We start from the raw sequence: 18389 nt of genomic DNA, 5'->3' as shown, positions 1-18389 counted from the left end.
GCCGCCCGCGAAAAGCCTCGGAGCGAGGGAAACCCCGGCCCGCGCAGCGGGCCGGGGTCGCGGCAGTCGGGCGTGTTTCTTGGGTACTTCTTTGCACGAGCAAAGAAGTACCTCGCGGTGCGCTGGCGAGAGAGCGCCTGGCAGGCGGCGGACCGGAGCCACCGTAAACACCGGTTGCCGAACCAGGCCTAGCCTCGACGTAAAAGGCTATCTTCGTACGGATACGATTCGGGACCCTGCGGGTTTTCTGTCAGGGCTAGGCGGGGGCGTTCGCGGGCAAGCCCGCTCCCACAACGCGCGTTGTGGCGGATTCGATTAGGTGCAGAGGAGGTGTTCGGGGTAGGGCGAGCCGTCGAGTTGGCGCAGGACGGGGCCGGTCGCGCTGATTTCCAGGTAGCCGGGGTGTTCATCCCAGGCGGGCAGCACGCAGCGCTGCCGCGGCTGGCCGTCGACGGTTAGCTTGTGGATCGCCGGTCTGTGGGTGTGACCGTGGATCATCAGCGGGACGTCGGCGTCGCGGAAGGTGTCGGCGACTGCCTCGGCATTGACGTCCATGATCGCGGCGGCCTTCATCTGGCCGCTGTCGCGGCTGGCGGCGCGCATGGCTTCGGCCTGGCGGATGCGTTCTTCCAGCGGATGGGCGAGAAACGTCCGTTGCCATTCGCCACTGCGTACCTGCTGGCGAAACGCCATGTGCTCGGTGTCGTCGGTGCACAGGGAGTCGCCGTGCAGGAGCACGGCGGGTCCGCAGGGCAGTGCCGCATGCAGGGGGTCGGGAGCGAGCTGCATCCCCGCGCGCGCGGCGTAGGCCTCGCCCACGAGAAAATCCCGATTGCCATGGATAAAGGCAACCGGGATGTCCAGTGTCTTCAGGCCTGCGGCGAGCCGTTCGGCGGCGGGAAAGCCGGCGTCGTCGCCGACCCAGTACTCGAACAGGTCGCCGAGGATGTACAGCGAGGAGGCCGCGCGCGCCGGCCCTTCGAGGAAGGCGAGCGTGGCCTCGAGCAGGGGGCCGGGTTCGCGATCCAGATGCAGGTCGGAGATGACCAGGGCCGGCGCGCGGGCACTCACGAAGAGGTTAGTCCTCGACGCGCTTGACGCTTTCCATCACGACCGGCTCCTGCGGCACGTCCTGATGCATGCCGGCGCGGCCAGTGGGAAGGGCCTCGATCTTGCGCACCACGTCCATGCCCTCGGAGACCTTGCCGAACACGGCATAGCCCCAGCCCTGCGCGTTCGGCGCGGTGTGGTTCAGGAAGTCGTTGTCGTTCACGTTGATGAAGAACTGGGCGGTGGCGGAATGCGGGTCCTGGGTACGCGCCATGGAGATCGCACCGACCTCGTTCTTCAGGCCATTGTCCGCTTCGTTGCGGATCGGCTCGCCAGCGGACTTCTGTTTCATATCCTTGTCGAAGCCGCCGCCCTGGACCATGAAGCCCGGGATCACGCGGTGAAAGATCGTGCCGTCGAAGAAGCCATCATCCACGTAGGAGAGGAAGTTGGCGACCGTCTCCGGGGCGGCTTCGGCGTTGAGTTCCAGCACGATGCGGCCGTGGTTGGTTTCGATTGCGACCTGCGGATGGGTGTCGGCCATGAGGGCTCCTGATGTGAAAAGGGTGATCAGCAGGGTGGCCAGCACGACGCCGAGCCGGGTGCGGAAGCGTTGCATTGGACTGACCTCCGGAAGATTAAGACCGGCAATGGTACCCGCCACTGGCAAGGCCTGCCAGCATGCCGGATGTGTGTGTGGGCGTGAGGGCGAGGCGCTGGTGAGCCGGTGGACGCTCCGCTACCATGCGCGTGATGACGAACTCGATAATCCGCACCCGCTTCGCCCCCAGTCCCACCGGCCTGTTGCACCTGGGCAATGTACGCACGGCGCTGTTCAGCGCGCTGCGGGCCCGTTCGCGCGGAGGGCATTTCCTGCTGCGCATCGAGGACACCGACGCCGAGCGCTCGCGCCCGGAGTTCGTCGACGCGCTGCAGCGCGATCTGCGCTGGCTCGGGCTGGACTGGGACGAAGGCTTTGGCGCCGGGGGCGATGCCGGCCCCTACGCGCAGTCCGAGCGCGGCGAACTCTACGCGGGCTATTACCGGCAATTGACCGAACAGGGTCTGGCCTACCCGTGCTTTTGTTCGTCCGCCGAGCTGGAACGCGGGCGCAAGCGGATGCGCGCGCAGGGCAAGCCGCCGCGCTATCCCGGGACCTGTGCCCAGCTGAGTGCCGAGGAGGTTGCCCGGCGCGAGGGCGAGGGCCAGAAGCCGACGCTGCGCTTCCGTGTGCCACTGGGCCGGACGGTGCGTTTCGAGGATGGCGTGCGCGGCGCGGTCAGCTTCCGCACCGACGAGATCGGCGATTTCGTGATCCGTCGCTCCGACGGCACGCCGGCCTTTTTCTTCTCCAACGCGATCGATGATGCCCTGATGGGCGTGACCGACGTGGTGCGCGGCGAGGACCATATCGCCAACACGCCGCGGCAGATGCTGCTGCTGGAGGCGCTGGGCCTCGCGGCACCCGCGTATCACCACCTGCCGCTGGTGATGGGGCAGGACGGGGCGCCGCTGTCCAAGCGCAATGGTTCCGCGAGCGTCGAGGAGTTGCGGACGAAGGGCTATTTGCCGGTCGCGATCCTGAACCACCTGGCGCGTCTTGGGCATCGCTACGAGAGCGATGCCCTGCTGTCGCCCACGGAGCTGGCGGCCGGATTCAGCCCCGAGCGTATTGGTCACAGCGCGGCGCGGCATGATCCGCAGCAGCTGGATCACTGGCAGTCAGAGGCCCTGCGCAGCCTTTCGGATGCCGAGATGCAGGCCTACCTGGAGGCGGCGGGGGTGCTGGAGGCGGTGGCCGCCGAGCAGCGCCCGGCGCTGGCGCAGCTGCTGCGCGACAACATCACCCGCGCCGAGGAGGCGCCACTGTGGGTGGCGGCGTTCGCCGCCGATCCGGCGCCGTACAGCGCGGCCGCGCGCGAGGAACTGACGGCCGCCGGCGCGGAGTTCTTTAGCGCGGGGCTGGAGGCGCTGGATGCGGCCGAGGATTTTCCCGCCCTGGCCAAGGCGGTGGGGCAGGCCACCGAACGCAAGGGGCGCAAGCTGTTCATGCCGTTGCGGGCGGCGTTGTCCGGGCAGACCTTTGGGCCGGAGCTGCCGCGTATCTGGGAGTATCTGGGGCGCGAACGCGTGCGGCTGCGCCTGGAAGCCGCGCGTCGTCACGCAGCGGGCTGAACCCGCGAGAAGCAAGCGCCCGCAGGCGGGCGTTGGACGCCATTGTTCAGGCCGCTTCGTGGGTCCCGAAGGCGCGGGCGCGCAAGGTGTTGTCCAGCAGCATCGCCACGGTCATCGGGCCGACCCCGCCCGGCACGGGCGTGATCCAGGCGGCCTTCTCGGCAGCGGCGTCGAACTCCACGTCGCCGGTCAGGGTGCCGTCGTCGCGGCGGTTGATGCCGATGTCGATCACCGTGGCGCCGGGCTTGATCCAGTCGCCCTTGACCAGGCCGGGCTTGCCGACCGCGGCGACGACGATGTCGGACTGTCGTGCAATGGCGGCGGTATCCGGGGTGAAGCGATGGCAGATGGTCGGGGTCGCACCGGCCAGCAGCAGTTCCAGGGCCATGGGTCGGCCGACGATATTGGAGGCGCCGATCACGCAGGCCGTGCGGCCCTTGAACGGTTCCTCGATATGCCGCAGCAGCTGGATGACGCCCCAGGGGGTGCAGGGGCGCAGGCGCGGCACGCGCGCCACCAGGCGGCCGACGTTGTACGGATGGAAGCCGTCCACGTCCTTGGCCGGGGAGATGCGCTCGATCACCGTCTCGGGGTCAATGTGATCCGGCAGCGGCAGCTGGACCAGGATGCCGTCGATGGTGCGGTCGGCATTGAGCTGGTCGATCAGCGCCAGCAGATCGGTCTGCGGCGTGCCCGCCGGCAGGTCATAGGAGTGCGAGACCACGCCCACCTGTTCGCAGGCCTTGCGCTTGTTGCGCACGTAGACCTCGGAGGCCGGGTTGGTCCCGACCAGCACCACGGCGAGACCCGGCGGACGCAGGTCGCGGGCGGTCATGGATTCGATCTCGGTCGCGATTCTTGCGCGGTGGGTCTGGCCAATCGCGCGTCCGTCGATGATCTGGGCCGTCATGGGGTCTCGCCTCCGGGGGAACGCCCGCGATCTTCCCATGGCGGGCGCGGGGGCTCAAGCGATTTGCCGGGCGGGATCTGCATGGGGGCGAGGCGGATGCCTCGACCAGCGGAGGTGCCTGGCTACAGGGCCGCCGAGAGGCCGCTTGCGGGCGCGCTGGCCTCGCAGCGGTTGCGCCCGTCCTGTTTGGCGCGATAGAGCGCGTCGTCGGCACGGGCAATCAGGGTCTCGGCGGTGTCCCTGGATTTCGGGTTCGCGTCGAGGCTGGCGATGCCGACGCTGACCGTGACCGTCAGGGTATCTGGTGCGCAGGGCGGGGCGGCCTGGTGCCCGGTCAGGGTGATCGGGTGGCCGGATATGGCTTCGCGCAGCTTCTCGCCCAGCGCCATGGCTGCCTCGAGGTCGGTATGCGGGGCGACGACGACGAACTCCTCCCCGCCGAAGCGCGCGGCAAGGTCGGAGCGCCGCAGGACTTGCTGCATGCGTTCGGCCAGGGTCGTCAGGATGTAGTCCCCGATCAGGTGGCCCAGGCGGTCATTGATCGGCTTGAACTGGTCGATATCCAGCATCACGACGGACAATGGCTGGCCGTAGCGCCGGGCGCGGGATACCTCCTCGTCCAGCCGGCGATCCATGTGCCGGCGGTTGAACAGGCCGGTCAGCGGGTCGGTGATGGATTCGTGTTCCAGCCGCGTAATGTGGCGGATCTTCTCCACCGAGCTGTGGGTCAGACCGACCACGGTGCAGACGAAACACCCCCCGAGGAGGAAGATGGCCGGCACCAGGAGGTCGGGCAGGCCCTCGTAGAGCCCCCAGTTCAGCGGGATATAGCCGAAGTAGCCGAGGGTAAAGACCGGGACCAGAAAGAACATCATCTTCCAGCCGGTACGGACCCGGCTCTCGGGGAGCTCGCGCAGCAGCCGGGCGAGTGTCCATTGGGCATACAGGAGGCCGCTTGCCCCCAATACAATGGCTGTGTTGGCTACCCAGTCGAGCATCCGTCCCCTCCGCGCTCGCGACCCTGCGAACGTCCCGAGCCGACGTTAGCACGGAGCCGCGCCCGAGGGGAGTGCATTGCAGGCGAAGACTGTTGATGAATGTTGACCGCGAACCCCTCGCGGGGCTACCATCCTGCGCTCGCTGTGTAGGCCCTTTAGCGGGGACGGCTCGACGGGGTATAGCGCAGTCTGGTAGCGCGCCTGCTTTGGGAGCAGGATGTCGGGGGTTCGAATCCCTCTACCCCGACCATGGCTCCCGGCCACGGTTTTCCGGCAGGCTCGGATCAGGCGCCATGGCCTCAATGCTCGGCGGTAACGCGCTCGTAGCTCAACCGGATAGAGCATCGGCCTTCTAAGCCGACGGTTGCAGGTTCGAGTCCTGCCGGGCGCGCCAGGGCCGCCCTTCGCGCAAGTAGCTGTACAGTGACACGGTGGTGACCGTAGCTCAGTTGGTAGAGTCCCGGATTGTGACTCCGGTTGTCGTGGGTTCGAGTCCCATCGGTCACCCCACCCCCTTTTTTGTTCAGGGGGCCGTTAGCTCAATTGGTAGAGCAGTGGACTCTTAATCCATTGGTTGTAGGTTCGATTCCTACACGGCCCACCATTTCTTTCCAGATCCTTGCATACCTTGTTGACGCTCGATTGATCGGGCTCGAAGCCGTGTGGGTGCGCATGGGGCATGAGCCCGCGTTTCGTGGCGGCTCTCTCTTCTTCCGTCTGATCTGTGTCTCCTTGAGGTGCCCGTCGCGGCGATCCCCCTGTGGGATGCGGAAGGTATTCTCCGGCTCTTTCGGAGGGACGTCCGGATAGCGTGACGACGCCCTCAGTCGCGTCCCCTACAGCGTGATTCCCCCCCCAGATGTCCGGTGATTGCACTGGTAGCCTCCCTTCTCGCTTGCGGCGAACGGCGACATGAAAACGTCGTTGTTCTGCCTCGTGATCCGATCGATGACACGAAGGGAGGCCATACGATGGCGCTACTGGATCGTAGTCTTGAAAACCTGCTGCAGCTGCCGCGTGGCGCGAAGCAGGGGTTGATGGTGCTGGCAGACAGCGCGATGCTGCCCCTTGCCCTGTGGCTGGCGTTTGTAATCCGCACGGGGCAGCCGCTTCCGGCCATGATGGTCGAGGCCTGGTGGCTTTTCCCGCTGGTTTCGGCGGTCGGTATTCTGGTGTTTGCCCGACTGGGGCTCTACCGGACGGTAGTGCGCTTCATGGGGGCGCGGGCGTTCAAGGCCGTGATCGTCGGTGTGCTGGCGCTCGCGGTGATGATCTGGGCGTCCACCGAGTTGACGCAGACACCCGGCTTCTTCGGAGCGATTTCGGTGAACTTTGCCCTGTTGGCCTTTGCCCTGGTGGCGGCCGGGAGATCTCTGGTGCGTAGCTGGTATCAGGCGGTCTCCGATGCGCGATCGGGGAGTGAGCGCGTGGTGGTCTTCGGTGCTGGCGAGGCGGGTATTCAGCTGGCCTCCGGGTTGCAGTCCAGTGGACGCTTCCGCGTGATGGCGTTCATCGACGAGGATCCGGCGGTCCAGGGGCGTGCCATTGACGATATCCCGGTATGCGGGCCCGCGGCCCTGGAGACTCTTGTGGACCAGTGCGGTGTCGCGCGCGTGTTGCTGGCCGTTCCATCGGCGAGTCGAGCCGATCGCCGGCGTATCCTCGAATGGCTGGAACCGTATCCGTTGCATGTGCAGTCGGTGCCGTCGCTGGAGGCGGTGGTGTCGGGGCAGGCACCGCTGGATCAACTGGAGGATCTCGATATCGCGGATCTCCTTGGGCGCGATCCGGTGCCGCCCAACGAGGCCCTGCTGGCCCGAAGCATCCGGGGGCGTGTAGTGATGGTGACCGGTGCCGGTGGTTCGATCGGTTCGGAGTTGTGTCGGCGCATCCTCAGCCTTGAGCCGGCCGCGTTGGTGCTTTTCGAACGTAACGAGTTCGCGCTCTACCGGATCGAGCAGGAACTCGCGGAGCGTCGTTCCGGCATGCAGACGGAGGTGGCGGTGCACGCCGTGCTCGGATCGGTCGCGAACCGCGCGCGGGTCGCCGAGGTCCTGCGCGAGCACGGTGTGCAGACGCTCTATCATGCCGCCGCCTACAAACATGTGCCGCTGGTTGAAGGCAACCTGCTCGAGGGCCTGCGCAACAACACGCTGGGTACGGCTGTGGTAGCCGATGCAGCGATCGCCGCGGGAGTCGAGCGCTTTATCCTGATCAGCACCGACAAGGCCGTGCGTCCGACCAACATCATGGGTGCAAGCAAGCGCCTGGCCGAGATGGTCCTGCAGGATCGGGCGCGGCGCCAGCATGCGACGGTCTTCAGCATGGTGCGGTTTGGCAATGTGCTGGGTTCGTCCGGTTCCGTGGTCCCGCTATTCCACCGGCAGATACGCGAAGGGGGGCCGGTGACGGTCACCCACCCCGAGATTACCCGTTACTTCATGTCCATTCCGGAGGCGGCCGAGCTGGTGATTCAGGCCGGCGCGATGGCCGAGGGTGGCGAGGTCTATGTCCTCGACATGGGGGAACCGGTCCGGATCATCGACCTGGCCCGGCGCATGATTCGCCTGCATGGCCATCAGGTGCGCGAGGGCGAGGCCGCCGGGGGAGAAGGCATCGCCATCACCTGTACGGGCCTGCGTCCCGGCGAAAAGCTCTATGAGGAGCTGCTGATCGGAGATAACGTGGAGGCGACGCCTCACGCCAAGATCATGCGAGCCCGCGAGACCTGCGTGGCGGCGGATGTCCTCGCCCAGGCATTGCAAGCGTTGAAGCAGGCTGACCACGAGCGGGATGCCCGGGCCGCGTTCGAGACACTGCGCCGGGTCGTGGATGGGTACAAGCCCGGGAGCGAGGAAGAGGCAACGCACAGTGCCCCGGCGTCGTCCTGCCCGCCACGACCGGTTCCGGCTCCGGTGCGCCCTGCAGTGGTGACCTATGCGCGAACGGCCGCGCCCGCTTCGCGGTAGGTGATGCGGCGGATCACGGTTCGGTGGTCGTGCACCTCGCATACCGTCGTGGATGACTCGCGGCCTTCGGTGCGGTCACGCGGGTTGCCAATGCACTGGCGTTGGCACCTCCGTACCTTTCCAGTGCCATGTCCGTACCGCTTGCCGGTCCGCGGATGTGTCTCGGAAATAACGTCCGGGTGGCTTCGCGGGCGGGCTGTCGCCAGTCGCCTTTCCGCCCCATTTTGGCCACGGTGCGCAAGGTGAGAGGCCCTGTGGTGGCGCGATATAGCGTGGTGGCAGGCCGAGCGGATCCATTCGGGGGGGCGCGTTGGCGCCCGATTCTTTCCAGGACCGGGTCTTTCCAGGACCAGGCGCGGCGTCCCGGCAAGTGGGGTCGACTCTTCCGCGGCCGTGCGGATGGATCCACGCCCCCCTGGGGGGGGGGCGAGTGATGTTCTCCGGGCCCGCATACTTGCAGGAAGGGAAGTGCGAGAGAAACGAGCAGGGCTCTTGCGGAGCCGCGTTTGTCGGGCGGCAGTCAGTAGCCGGCGGCGGGATCGACCGGCGTGATCGGGGCGTGGCCCTGTTCAAGCGCGCGGGCGTTGCGCACGAAGATCTCGAGGGCGCGCTCCATATAGTGCGGCGAGGTTCCCGAGACGTGTGGAGTGACGAGGACATTCTCCCGGTTCCACAGGGACGAGCCCGCGGGCAGGGGCTGCTCCTCGAAGACATCCAGTGCGGCGCCGCGCAAGTGGCCCGTGTCCAGGGCCTGGGTCAGGGCCCGCTGATCCACCACGCCGCCACGCGATATGTCCACCAGAACCGCGCCGGGCTTCAGGTGCTGCAACTGGGGCTCGGCGACCAGGTGGTGAGTGCCCGGCGTGAGGGGCAGGCAGACGACCAGGTAGTCCACTTCGGATAGACGGTCTTCCACAGCGTCCAGCGGGATGACCTCGCTGGCATGGTCATGGGCCCGCGGGTTGCGCTGGACGCCGATCACACGCATGTCGAACGCCTGGGCGCGGCGGGCTACCAGCGCGCCGATGTGCCCCATGCCGAGCACCATGACGGTGCGTCCGGTCAGTTCCCCAAGCCAGCTGCGCTCCCAGCGTTTCTGGCGGCTTTGCTCGTTGAAACGATCGAAGTGCTTGGCGAAGTAGAGCATGGCGCCGATCGCATACTCGCTCATCGGGGCACCATGGACGCCGCTGCTCTTGGTCATCATCAGGCCATCCTTGGGGAAGGGCATGTCCCAGATTCGCTCCACCCCGGCGGACAGGAAATGGATCCACTGATAGCGCGACAGGCGGTTCAGGGCCTCGGGCAGCCAGGGCAGCGTGGGGGCGATGACCGCGTCGACCTCAAGCCCCTCGGGAACGGCGTCGGGCCCCCCGGCGAAGGTCAGCGCGGTGTTGGGAAATGCCTCGCACAGGCGGCTTTCGATGAGGCCCTGTTGTTGCCGCAGGACGTCAGGCTTCTGCAGGAACAGCGTCCGGCTCAGGCGCATGCCCGACTCCGGTTGTGCAGCCGGGCCGCCAGCCGGAAGATGCGGCTGCGGACCTCGTCGCGGTTCTCCCCCAGCTGTTCCGGCGTCGCCGCGCGAAACCGTTGTTCCGCCGCTTGCAGGCGTCCCAGTTCGCCGCGCAGGCGCGCGGCCCCGGTGGCCGGGTCTTCCTGACTGACGACCTCGCGGAATGCGCGCGAGAGGATCACCCATTCGGAGCCGAGGCGGACATGCTCGCCCAGAATGGATTCCGCCGGGATCTCGCCTTTGCCCACGGCCCCGACGCCTCCAAACCCGAACGCGACGCCGGCCTCGCGGCACAGTGCCGCAGGGGCCTCGAGCATGCCGCCGGCCAGGGGTTCGAACAGGAAATCGAGCCCGGTGGCCAGGCTGAGGTCATTCAGGCCGATGTGAATCTGGTCGTCGGGCCCCAGCAGCGGCAGGTAGGAGGGGAGCCGGATCAGTGCCTGGGGTGTCTCGACCAGCAGAGCGACCGGCACTTGTCCGCCCACTGCGTCGAGGAAGAGCGCGACCTCGTCGATGTGGGTGAACATCGGCAGCATCAGCCGGTCGGCGCCGGCTTCGATCGCCTGGCGGACTTCGGAGGGCGTTTGCGATGCCGGGGGGTTGATGCGAACCATCAATTCGGCGCTCGTCAACGCGCCGGCAATGCGGCGCACATCCTCGAGCGTGTGGCGCGCCTTGTGCGTGTCCATATGGCCCTGACGCTCGGCCTTCCCGCGGACTTCCATATCGACAAAGATGCGCGCGATCCCGGCTGCCTCAGCTTGTCGGGCGACGTTGGCGGAGGCGGTGATGAACATGTGTTTCAGGGTCGAGTTCATTTCGTGTCCCCTTGCTGTCGGTTACGCAACGAATCGCGATAGGTACGCCAGTTGATGCCGGCCTCGCCGTACACCCCCTGGCCGGTCAGGACTACGTAAATGGTCCGCAGGATTAATCCCAGGTCATACAGCAGGTGATGCTGCGCGGCGTACTCGGTATCGGCCTCGAGCTGCTGGATCCAGCCCAGGGTGCGGCGACCGCGGACCTGGGCCAGGCCGGTCAGGCCGGGCCGCACGGAAAAACGGGAGGCGTAGGAAGGCGGGACGACCTCCACCTGCTCCGGCAGGATGGGGCGGGGGCCGACCACGCTCATGTCTCCACGCAGGATGTTCCAGAGCTGTGGCAGTTCATCGAGACTGCTGGCGCGCAGCAGCCGGCCTGCACGCGTGATGCGCGGATCGATCCCGGTACTGACGACCTGCTCGTGGTGCTGGTCGATGGTGTCCGGGTCGCGATCCACCATGGTGCGGAACTTGAGCACCCGGAAAGGCTGGCCATGGAGGCCAATACGTCGCTGGCGGAACAGGATCGGGCCCGGGCTGTCGAGGCGGATTGCCGCGGCGATCAGAAACAGGACCGGTGCCAGCAGGATCAGGGCCCCCATGCTGGACAGGACGTCGAACAGTCGTTTGAGAGTCGCGTTCATGTGAGCTCCATGGACCGAAGAATCACGCGATTGACCTGTCCAACCTCGTATTTCGCTTCCACCCGCTCACGCGAGGCCCCGGCCATCCGGGGTAACAGTTCCGGCTGATCCAGAAACCGTTGCATGGCCTCGGCCAGGGGCGCAGTGGTTCGGGGCGGGACGAGAAAGCCGTTCTCGCCATCCAGGACGGTTTCACGGCAGCCAGGGGCATCCGTGGTGATGATCGGGCGCCCCACGCTCATCGCCTCCAGCACCGAGCGGGGCGTGCCTTCTCGGTAGGAGGGCAGGACGAAGACCGAGGCCTTCTCGAGCCAGGGCCGAACATCGGTAACGCCGCCTGCGAACTCGACGATGCCCTCGCGCTTCCAGGCCTCGACCTGTTCTGCCGGGATCGAGTGGGGCAGGTCCGGGTTGTGGGGACCGACGACGACGAACCGGGCGCTGGGGGATTGCTGGTGGACCTGGCGCGCCGCCTCCACGAATTCGAGGATGCCCTTTTCGGTCAACAGGCGACCGACAAACAGGAACAGTGGGTCGCCCTCGGGCAGGGGCTGCCGCGCGAAGCGCTCCACATCCACGCCGGATCCGTTGATGCGGACCACCCGTTGGGTGTCGGGCAAAACCCCGCGGTCGAGGAAATCCTGCAGGTCATCCGGATTCTGGAAGAACACGCGATCGCAACGAGCGAGTGCCGTTCGGTACAGACGCGAACTGATGGTCCGCAACACCCGTGTCCGCCAGGACTCGGTCGTGAAGGCATGCCCCAGGCCGGTGATCATGGCGTATACCCGCGGAACGCCGGCCCAGTGTGCAGCCAGGGAGCCGTACACGACGGGCTTGACGGTGTAGCTGAACACCGCCTCCGGGCGCAGCCGCCGAATCAGCCGCGCCAGGGACATTGTGGTCCGCAGGTCTTCGACCGGGTTGACTCCGGTCCGGCCCAGGTCGAAGGGGTAGATCGGGATACCCAGGTCCTCGACCTCGGGTAGATAGTCCTTGCGCGGGACTGCCGCGGCCACGCCATGCCCTCGCGCCTGAATCTCGCGGATCAGATCACCGCGGTTGGCGATCAGCGAGCGGGCGTTGGCGGCCACGATCAGCAGATCGACGCTGCAGCGTTCGCGTACCGCGCCTTGACGGGCGGTCTCGGCAGCACTGGAGGTGTTGCCGCGCAGGGGCGATACGATTCGGCGATGCTCGGTTTCCTGCATGCGTTGCGCTCCTGTCTCGAGGGTGCTTCGCCCCCCTCCGGGGTGGCGGCGTTCAGGCACCTCGTAAGTCCGTGTGCATGAGGGCAAAAGGTAAACAAGACAATGGTTTATCGCCATCTTTCCGGGGGCTCAAAGTGTGCGAGACACCCCGAAAAGACAGCGCGAACCAAGAGGGATTGAGCGTTTATAGACGCAGGTCACTCGCCTCCGGCGGGAGCACGGATTTGACGTCGAAGATCACCGCGCGCTCGCGTGCGAACTTCTGTACGCCCTGCGGGCCCAGTTCCACGAACTCCCAGTGCGGGACGGCGAGGACGATTGCATCGTAACGAGACGGCTCCGGGGTATCGGACAGGAGGTCCAGGCCGTACTCGTGATGGGCCTCGGCTGCGTCCACCCAGGGGTCCCAGATGTCGACGTTGGCGTTATAACCGTGCAGGTCATGGACGATGTCCACCACGCGCGTGTTGCGCAGATCCGGACAGTTCTCCTTGAAGGCGAGACCCATGATCAGGATGCGCGAACCCACGACCGGGAACCCCTTGCGGATCATTGCCTTGATGGTGCGGTCCGCGATATGCCCCCCCATGCCGTCGTTGGTGCGGCGTCCGGCGAGGATCATCTCCGGGTGGTAGTCGACGGCCTGCGCCTTGTGCGTCAGGTAGTACGGATCTACGCCAATGCAATGCCCGCCCACCAGGCCGGGCCGGAACGGCAGGAAATTCCACTTGGTCCCGGCCGCGGCCAGTACCGCCTCGGTATCCAGGTCCAGGCGCTCGAACAGCATGGCGAGTTCGTTGATCAGCCCGATATTCACGTCGCGCTGGGTGTTCTCGATGACCTTGGCCGCCTCGGCGACACGGATGCTGGCCGCCGGATGGGTGCCTGCGCGGATGATGCGGGTGTAGAGCGCGTTGACGAAGGCGGCGACCTCGGGGGTGGAGCCGGAGGTGACCTTGACGATGTCGGGGATACGGTGTTCCTTGTCGCCGGGGTTGACCCGTTCCGGGCTGTAGCCGAGGAAGAAATCCCGATTGAGCTCCAGCCCCGACTCGGCAGCCAGCACGGGGGCGCAGTCCTCCTCCGTGGCTCCGGGGTAGACCGTGGACTCGTAGATCACCACGTCGCCCGGCTTCAGCACGCCCCCCACCGTGTGGCTGGCGGCCAGTAGCGGGCCCAGATCGGGGCAGCGATGCGCATCAATCGGGGTCGGCACCGTCACGATGAACACATTGCATTCCCGCAGCCGCTCCCTGTCTGCGGTCAGCTCCAGATGTTCGGCGCCGGCGAGTTCCTCGCGCGAGACTTCGCGCGTGCGGTCATGCCCCCCACGCAGTTCCTCGACCCGACCCGTATCGATGTCGAAGCCCAGCGTGGGCAGGACCCGTCCGAACTCGGCCGCCAGAGGCAGGCCGACATAACCCAGACCAATAATGGCCAGACGCGGGGCGTCCGGTGCCGCAAATTCCGCCATCTTTCAATCTCCTGTGTGAATGTGCGTAGGGGCCCCGGGAGTGGGGCGGGTGCGCGTGGGGTGCGCGGCAAATCAGGGCGAGGCACGCCGCGGGTGCGGCAGGCTTGTATCGGAAGATTCGGGTGGATCGGTGACATTGTCGGTCGTCGCTGCACGCCTCCCGGTGAGCCGTTGCAGGCGTTCCCAGCGCCATACGCGGCGGCCGGCCAGGCCCGCGGCCAGGGCAATCAGAATTCCGAGGAATTTCGCGCGGTGGCGGGCGGCGGTACCGAAGTTGCTGGTGCCCCAGGCGAAAATGATCGTGAGCACGACGAACATCACCACCAGCAGTCGGAAGTCCTTGCGTTGCCACCAGTGGTGGCGATAAACCGCCAGCAGCAGCACCAGGGACAAGTAGAACAAGCCCTCCAGCATGCCGATCAGGTGAACCGGGGAGCGCACCTCCCACAGCGGGGGGCCGAACAGCAGATAGCCCATGCGGACCGGCGTCAGGACCAGCGCCTGAAGATCATTGGAGGGAATGAGAAAAGACGGATAGGCGGCGCCGCCACGCGCGCTGCGCTCGGCCCGCTGGTCCAGGGTCTCGGTCTGCTCCATGACATCGCCTAGCTGACCAATGGAGGAGAAACGCATGTCGTCCATCACCAGGAAGCCCAGGACACCGGCCGCGCCGAGCAGGATGCCGCCGAACAGCAGGCCTGGGCGCATGCGGCCCAGGTCCGAGGCGCGCAGAAACTCCTTGATCGACCAGCCGACCAGCACGACCGCAATGCCGGCGATCGCAAACACCGCGGCGCCATGCACGATCGCCGAGGCCAGCAAGACCCCCACCGCCGCCACCAGAAAAACGCTGCGCTGGCTTTGCACCCAGCGCACCAGCCAGAGCACCCCGAGCAGGAAGAAGGCGGTGAACCAGACCTCGCGCAACGGCACGGCGGCGTTCACGATCAGGATGGGGAACAGCGCGGCGATCCAGGCGGCGCGCACCGCAGCCTGGCGGTCCCAGAGCTGTTCGGCGATGCGCGCGATCAGGTAGACCGTCAGCATGCCCAGGGCGATATTCACGGCCTGGAAGGCGAAGGGCGCGCGGTCGACGCAGGCATAGATGTTCGCGATCAGCCAGCTGTGCAGGTAGGAACTGCCCATGCTGAAGTGATCCCCGAGATTGCCGCAGCCGCTTTGGGCCCAGAACCAGGCGCGGCGTTCGAAGCTGATCGCATCGGCGCCGCCCTGGGGCAACGGGAACAGGAAACGCTGCACCAGGGCGGCGCCGATGCGGGCAAGGAGGGCCGCCAGCAGTGGCCACAGATAGCCCTCCCGGGTGCGGCCCGTCCACAGCACGGCGACCAGCACGATGATCAGGAAGCTGCCCGACAGAAGCAGTTCCATGAAGGTGAACGGGATCGCGGTATAGCTCATGGCGAGACGGACGCGGTGCCTGCCAGGGCATCCTGGAACAGGGCCTGATAGCGCGCGCTCACGGCATCGAGGGCGTAATGCGATTGCATGCGTGCACGAGCCTTGCCCCCGAGACCGCGCAGGCGTTCACGGCCCTGGCCAACGGCGTAGCGAATGGCGTCGGCCAGGTCCGGCGGCTTTGGGCTTGCGGAGACAAAACCGGTCTCTCCGACCACGGTGGCTGCATCGCCGATGTCCGTGACCACGGCGGGGACGCCGCAGGCCATTGCCTCGCCTACGACGTTGGGGAAGCCCTCGCCCCAGCGCGATGGCAGCACCAGCAAATCCAGGCCTGGATAGAGGGCCTCGGGTTCGGGGGTCGGAGGCAGCAGTGTTACGTGCCGGGCCATCCCGTGCTCGCGCATGGCCAGGGCCAGGGGATTGTCGTCTGCGGAGACCCCGGTGCCGACCATCACGCAGTGCACGTCCACCCCGGACTGGACCAGTTGCGCCAGGGCGGCCACCAGTCCGGCATGGTTCTTCATCGGATGGGCGCGGCCCACCATGCCCAGCAACCAGGTTTCCGCACCAATGCCCAGCTGCGCGCGCAGGCCACCGGGCGCCTCGGGTTCGGGGCAGAAACGCCCCAGATCAAAGCCGTTGGGCAGCACCACGCGACCGCTGGACGCAAAACCCAGGGCCTCGTGCTGCGCGGCCGCGGCCGCACTGTTGTAGACGATGCGCGCCGGATGCCGCGACAGCCACGCCCCGGTCCGGATCACCCAGCGGGTTCCGCGTTTCTCGTGTGCCAGGTCGTGCACCGAGTGGCGTACATTCCAGAACACCGGACCGCGGTGTCCAAGGCGCCGGGTGAGCGAGGCGGCAAGGTTGCCGTGGTACATCCAGCCCATGACGCCATCCGGCTGATAGGCGTCCAGTGTCCGGCGCAATGCCGCGATCCATCCCACCGAGAGCGGGCTGCGCAGTCCTCCGGAATACACCGGGATGCCGTGCGCGCGGATGGTCCCGGCCATTACGCCGGGCTCCTTGAGTGCGAAGACCGCCCCGGTATCCGGCGCGGCCCGTAGCAGGTTCCCTAGCTGGCGTTCCGCTCCGCCCTGGCCGAGCCCATTGATCACATGCAGGATCTTCACCGCCGATTCTCCCGCAATTCGCTGATGACATGCAGGTGCTTCCCGCTGGCCGAGGGCGGGATCGTGCCCACGCGTTCGATATCGAGTCGGGTGCTCGCGCCCAGTTGCTGGTGGATGGCGGGTTCCAGTCGCTCGCGCAGGGCCTGCTCGCGCTCGCTGTCGGACCTGTGGTCTGCAGGGATCAGCCGCAGGCGGAGGTGATCCTCCGCGTGCTGTACCCACTGGTACTGCCCGATCCAGTCTTCCGGGTACAGAAGCTGGCGCAGCCAGCCGCCGAATACGACTGCACCGTTGGCGCCGCGCAGGTGATCGGTCACGCGCCCCCATACACCCTCCAGCAGGGGCCACTCACGGCCACAGTCGCAGGTCTCCCTCGCCCAGCTGGCCAGGTCGCCGATCGCGTAGCGCAGTAGGGGCATGCTGTGATTCGTGAGCGAGGTGACCACGACGCGACCCGGGGTGCCGGGGGGTGCCGGCCGGCCCTCGTCGTCGAGGATCTCGAGGAACTGTGTCAGGGGGTTCACGTGCAGGCCTCGGTGGCATTCGCATTCGCAGGCCATGTCGCCCACCTCCCGCGAGCCGTAGCGGTTGAACACAGGGGCGGAGAAGGCCTCCTCGATGGTGTCGCGCATATCGGGAAAGAGGGTTCCGGCCGAACTCAGCACGCTGCCGATACCCTGAATGCGGATCCCCCGGCGCAGGGCGTGCCGGGCGAGTTCGTGGCCGCTCTCCGCGTAGACCTGGAGCTGCGCGGGCGGTGCCGCGCGCAGCTGCTCCAGGTGTGCATCCATCGTGGCCGGATCCATGCAGTAGGCGTTCAGAAGGGTGCGATTCTTCATCCGCTCGGCCAGTCGGCGCACGCCGCGCCCGGCGGTCAGGTCGCGTGAAGCGGCCCAGAGCACGGCCTTGCGGTGTCCCGGCCGGTAGCCGGTCCAGGCATCGAACAGGGCCTTGGTGGCGCGGCCCCAGCGGCGGTAGGCGGTGTCCTGGTAGAACGTTGCGGGCTCGCCGGTCGACCCGCCGGAGGTGTTGCGCCGCAGTCCGGGGCGTGGCCGCTCGGAACACAGGCGCTCGCCTTCGCGGCGGATGGTGTGCTTGTCGAGAATGGGCAGTGACAGCAGGGCCGCAACCGGATCAGTCGCGATCACGTTCACCGGTGGCAACAGGTCGCGGTAGTACGGGACCTCGTCTCGCGCCTGCATCAAGAGACGGGCCAGTCGTTCGGCCTGCAGGCGTTGCAGGGCAGGGAGTGAGAGCCGCTCGGCGCGGCGCAACGCGGCATATTCGCGCGGGCCGGACAGCCAGGGAAGGAGGGCACCAAAGGCGAGGGACATGGCGTTTGCGTCTCAGGCGCCGGCGGTGCGCATCAAGCGCAGGCTGGAGCGTGCCCGGCGTGCGAGCTCCAGGAGCGGCCCCAAGCGCGAATACTGGATTGCCCGGTTCGACTCGCGCGAGAAGCGGCAAGGCTGGCAGTGACCACAGGGCCGGCCCAGGATCGGCGAGTGGCAGAACCAGGATTGTTCGAGCAGGGGCAGGAAGCCCTTGGCCTCGGCATCGAACTTCATCGCCTCCTTGGTTACTGACAGCAGCGGGAAGCGGTAGTACTGGAACAGCTCCCAGGCGAAGTCGTCCTCGCGAAAGCGGTAATCGCCGCACTGCGGATTGCGGAACAAGCGTTCCTGCAACTCGGTTCCGGCCTCGTGACCGGTCAGCGACAGTTCGAGGTCACGCAGGCCCTCCTGTGCGCACAGTCGTGCCAGCCAGTCGTACTGGGTACCCACATGCACCTCGCTGGCCAGGCGCTGATAAAGCGTGGTGATGTCCGGGTTCGCGAGGATGTCGTCGCGCAGGTAGACCCGGACCGGCGCGACCCGCCCGCGGGCTTCCGGGCGGGACTCCAGCCCTGCCCGGATGGTAGCCATGGCGCGCAGCTCGTGGACATAGGACTTGCGTCGCGGGTCCAGGACATAAATCGGTTGGACCCGGTGCTGGCGGTGCAGCGCCAGGTCCAGAAGGCGGTAGCTGGAGTCCCAGCCACCGGTCCACAGCAGTTTGATCGTGTGCATGACGTC

General features: G+C 66.9%; 15 protein-coding genes and 4 tRNA genes. 6 read left to right on the top strand and 13 right to left on the bottom strand.

The annotated features are described in order from the left end of the window. Positions 1–315 precede the first annotated feature (315 nt). Positions 316–1071, bottom strand: coding sequence for a UDP-2,3-diacylglucosamine diphosphatase (locus G315_RS0105785; protein WP_019612089.1), 756 nt, complete (start codon positions 1069–1071; stop codon positions 316–318). Positions 1072–1078: 7 nt separating this feature from the next. Beyond that, on the bottom strand, positions 1079–1594 hold the full coding sequence (locus tag G315_RS0105780) for a peptidylprolyl isomerase (RefSeq protein WP_026338827.1): 516 nt from the start codon (positions 1592–1594) through the stop codon (positions 1079–1081). Positions 1595–1794: 200 nt separating this feature from the next. Here G315_RS0105780 and gltX point away from each other — a divergent pair, with 200 nt between their 5' ends. Next, positions 1795–3225, top strand: coding sequence for a glutamate--tRNA ligase (gltX, locus tag G315_RS0105775; protein ID WP_019612087.1), 1431 nt, complete (start codon positions 1795–1797; stop codon positions 3223–3225). Between the two features lie 46 nt (positions 3226–3271). Here the strand turns inward: gltX and folD are convergent, their stop codons facing one another. Beyond that, positions 3272–4135 carry a bifunctional methylenetetrahydrofolate dehydrogenase/methenyltetrahydrofolate cyclohydrolase FolD gene (gene folD / locus G315_RS0105770; RefSeq protein ID WP_019593686.1) on the bottom strand — a complete coding sequence of 288 codons (864 nt, stop codon included), beginning with the start codon at positions 4133–4135 and terminating at the stop codon, positions 3272–3274. A 122-nt stretch (positions 4136–4257) separates the two neighbouring features. Then, a complete protein-coding gene (locus G315_RS0105765) occupies positions 4258–5133 on the bottom strand; it encodes a GGDEF domain-containing protein (protein ID WP_018144035.1) in 876 nt (291 codons plus the stop codon). 173 nt (positions 5134–5306) lie between these two features. Here G315_RS0105765 and G315_RS0105760 point away from each other — a divergent pair. The 5 genes from G315_RS0105760 to G315_RS0105740 all read left to right on the top strand — a co-directional run bounded on the left by G315_RS0105760 (position 5307) and on the right by G315_RS0105740 (position 8102). Continuing rightward, a tRNA-Pro gene (locus tag G315_RS0105760) sits at positions 5307–5383 on the top strand. Between the two features lie 67 nt (positions 5384–5450). Continuing rightward, positions 5451–5527: transfer RNA gene (locus G315_RS0105755), tRNA-Arg, on the top strand. 40 nt (positions 5528–5567) lie between these two features. Continuing rightward, positions 5568–5643 (top strand) — tRNA-His (locus G315_RS0105750). 18 nt (positions 5644–5661) lie between these two features. Then, positions 5662–5737 (top strand) — tRNA-Lys (locus tag G315_RS0105745). Between the two features lie 367 nt (positions 5738–6104). Next, positions 6105–8102, top strand: coding sequence for a nucleoside-diphosphate sugar epimerase/dehydratase (locus G315_RS0105740; RefSeq protein ID WP_019612086.1), 1998 nt, complete (start codon positions 6105–6107; stop codon positions 8100–8102). 520 nt (positions 8103–8622) lie between these two features. On the opposite strand, the gene G315_RS0105735 is transcribed toward G315_RS0105740, so the two are convergent. The 9 genes from G315_RS0105735 to G315_RS0105695 all read right to left on the bottom strand — a co-directional run bounded on the left by G315_RS0105735 (position 8623) and on the right by G315_RS0105695 (position 18383). Next, on the bottom strand, positions 8623–9591 hold the full coding sequence (locus G315_RS0105735; RefSeq protein WP_018144033.1) for a D-2-hydroxyacid dehydrogenase: 969 nt from the start codon (positions 9589–9591) through the stop codon (positions 8623–8625). Next, positions 9582–10433: an aldolase/citrate lyase family protein gene (locus G315_RS0105730; protein ID WP_018144032.1), complete on the bottom strand. Its 852-nt coding sequence runs from the start codon at positions 10431–10433 to the stop codon at positions 9582–9584. Before G315_RS0105730 ends, G315_RS0105735 begins: the two co-directional genes overlap by 10 nt. Continuing rightward, a complete protein-coding gene (locus G315_RS0105725; RefSeq protein ID WP_018144031.1) occupies positions 10430–11080 on the bottom strand; it encodes a sugar transferase in 651 nt (216 codons plus the stop codon). Before G315_RS0105725 ends, G315_RS0105730 begins: the two co-directional genes overlap by 4 nt. Next, positions 11077–12291: a glycosyltransferase family 4 protein gene (locus G315_RS0105720; protein ID WP_018144030.1), complete on the bottom strand. Its 1215-nt coding sequence runs from the start codon at positions 12289–12291 to the stop codon at positions 11077–11079. The genes G315_RS0105725 and G315_RS0105720 overlap by 4 nt, the downstream gene beginning before the upstream one ends. Positions 12292–12475: 184 nt before the next feature. After that, positions 12476–13765: a nucleotide sugar dehydrogenase gene (locus G315_RS0105715; RefSeq protein ID WP_018144029.1), complete on the bottom strand. Its 1290-nt coding sequence runs from the start codon at positions 13763–13765 to the stop codon at positions 12476–12478. A gap of 72 nt (positions 13766–13837) precedes the next feature. Continuing rightward, positions 13838–15184: a glycosyltransferase family 39 protein gene (locus G315_RS0105710; RefSeq protein ID WP_018144028.1), complete on the bottom strand. Its 1347-nt coding sequence runs from the start codon at positions 15182–15184 to the stop codon at positions 13838–13840. Continuing rightward, on the bottom strand, positions 15181–16317 hold the full coding sequence (locus G315_RS0105705; RefSeq protein WP_019612085.1) for a glycosyltransferase: 1137 nt from the start codon (positions 16315–16317) through the stop codon (positions 15181–15183). Before G315_RS0105705 ends, G315_RS0105710 begins: the two co-directional genes overlap by 4 nt. Further along, the gene (locus G315_RS0105700; RefSeq protein ID WP_019612084.1) at positions 16314–17651 is read right to left on the bottom strand and encodes a phenylacetate--CoA ligase family protein; all 1338 of its coding nucleotides are present in this window, start codon (positions 17649–17651) and stop codon (positions 16314–16316) included. The genes G315_RS0105705 and G315_RS0105700 overlap by 4 nt, the downstream gene beginning before the upstream one ends. Before the next feature lie 12 nt (positions 17652–17663). Continuing rightward, on the bottom strand, positions 17664–18383 hold the full coding sequence (locus tag G315_RS0105695) for a hypothetical protein (RefSeq protein ID WP_018168169.1): 720 nt from the start codon (positions 18381–18383) through the stop codon (positions 17664–17666). Positions 18384–18389: the final 6 nt, after the last annotated feature.

It is taken from the genome of Thioalkalivibrio sp. AKL7 (assembly GCF_000381705.1).
Lineage (GTDB): Bacteria > Pseudomonadota > Gammaproteobacteria > Ectothiorhodospirales > Ectothiorhodospiraceae > Thioalkalivibrio > Thioalkalivibrio versutus.
This window is presented reverse-complemented; position numbering and strand designations above follow the sequence as displayed.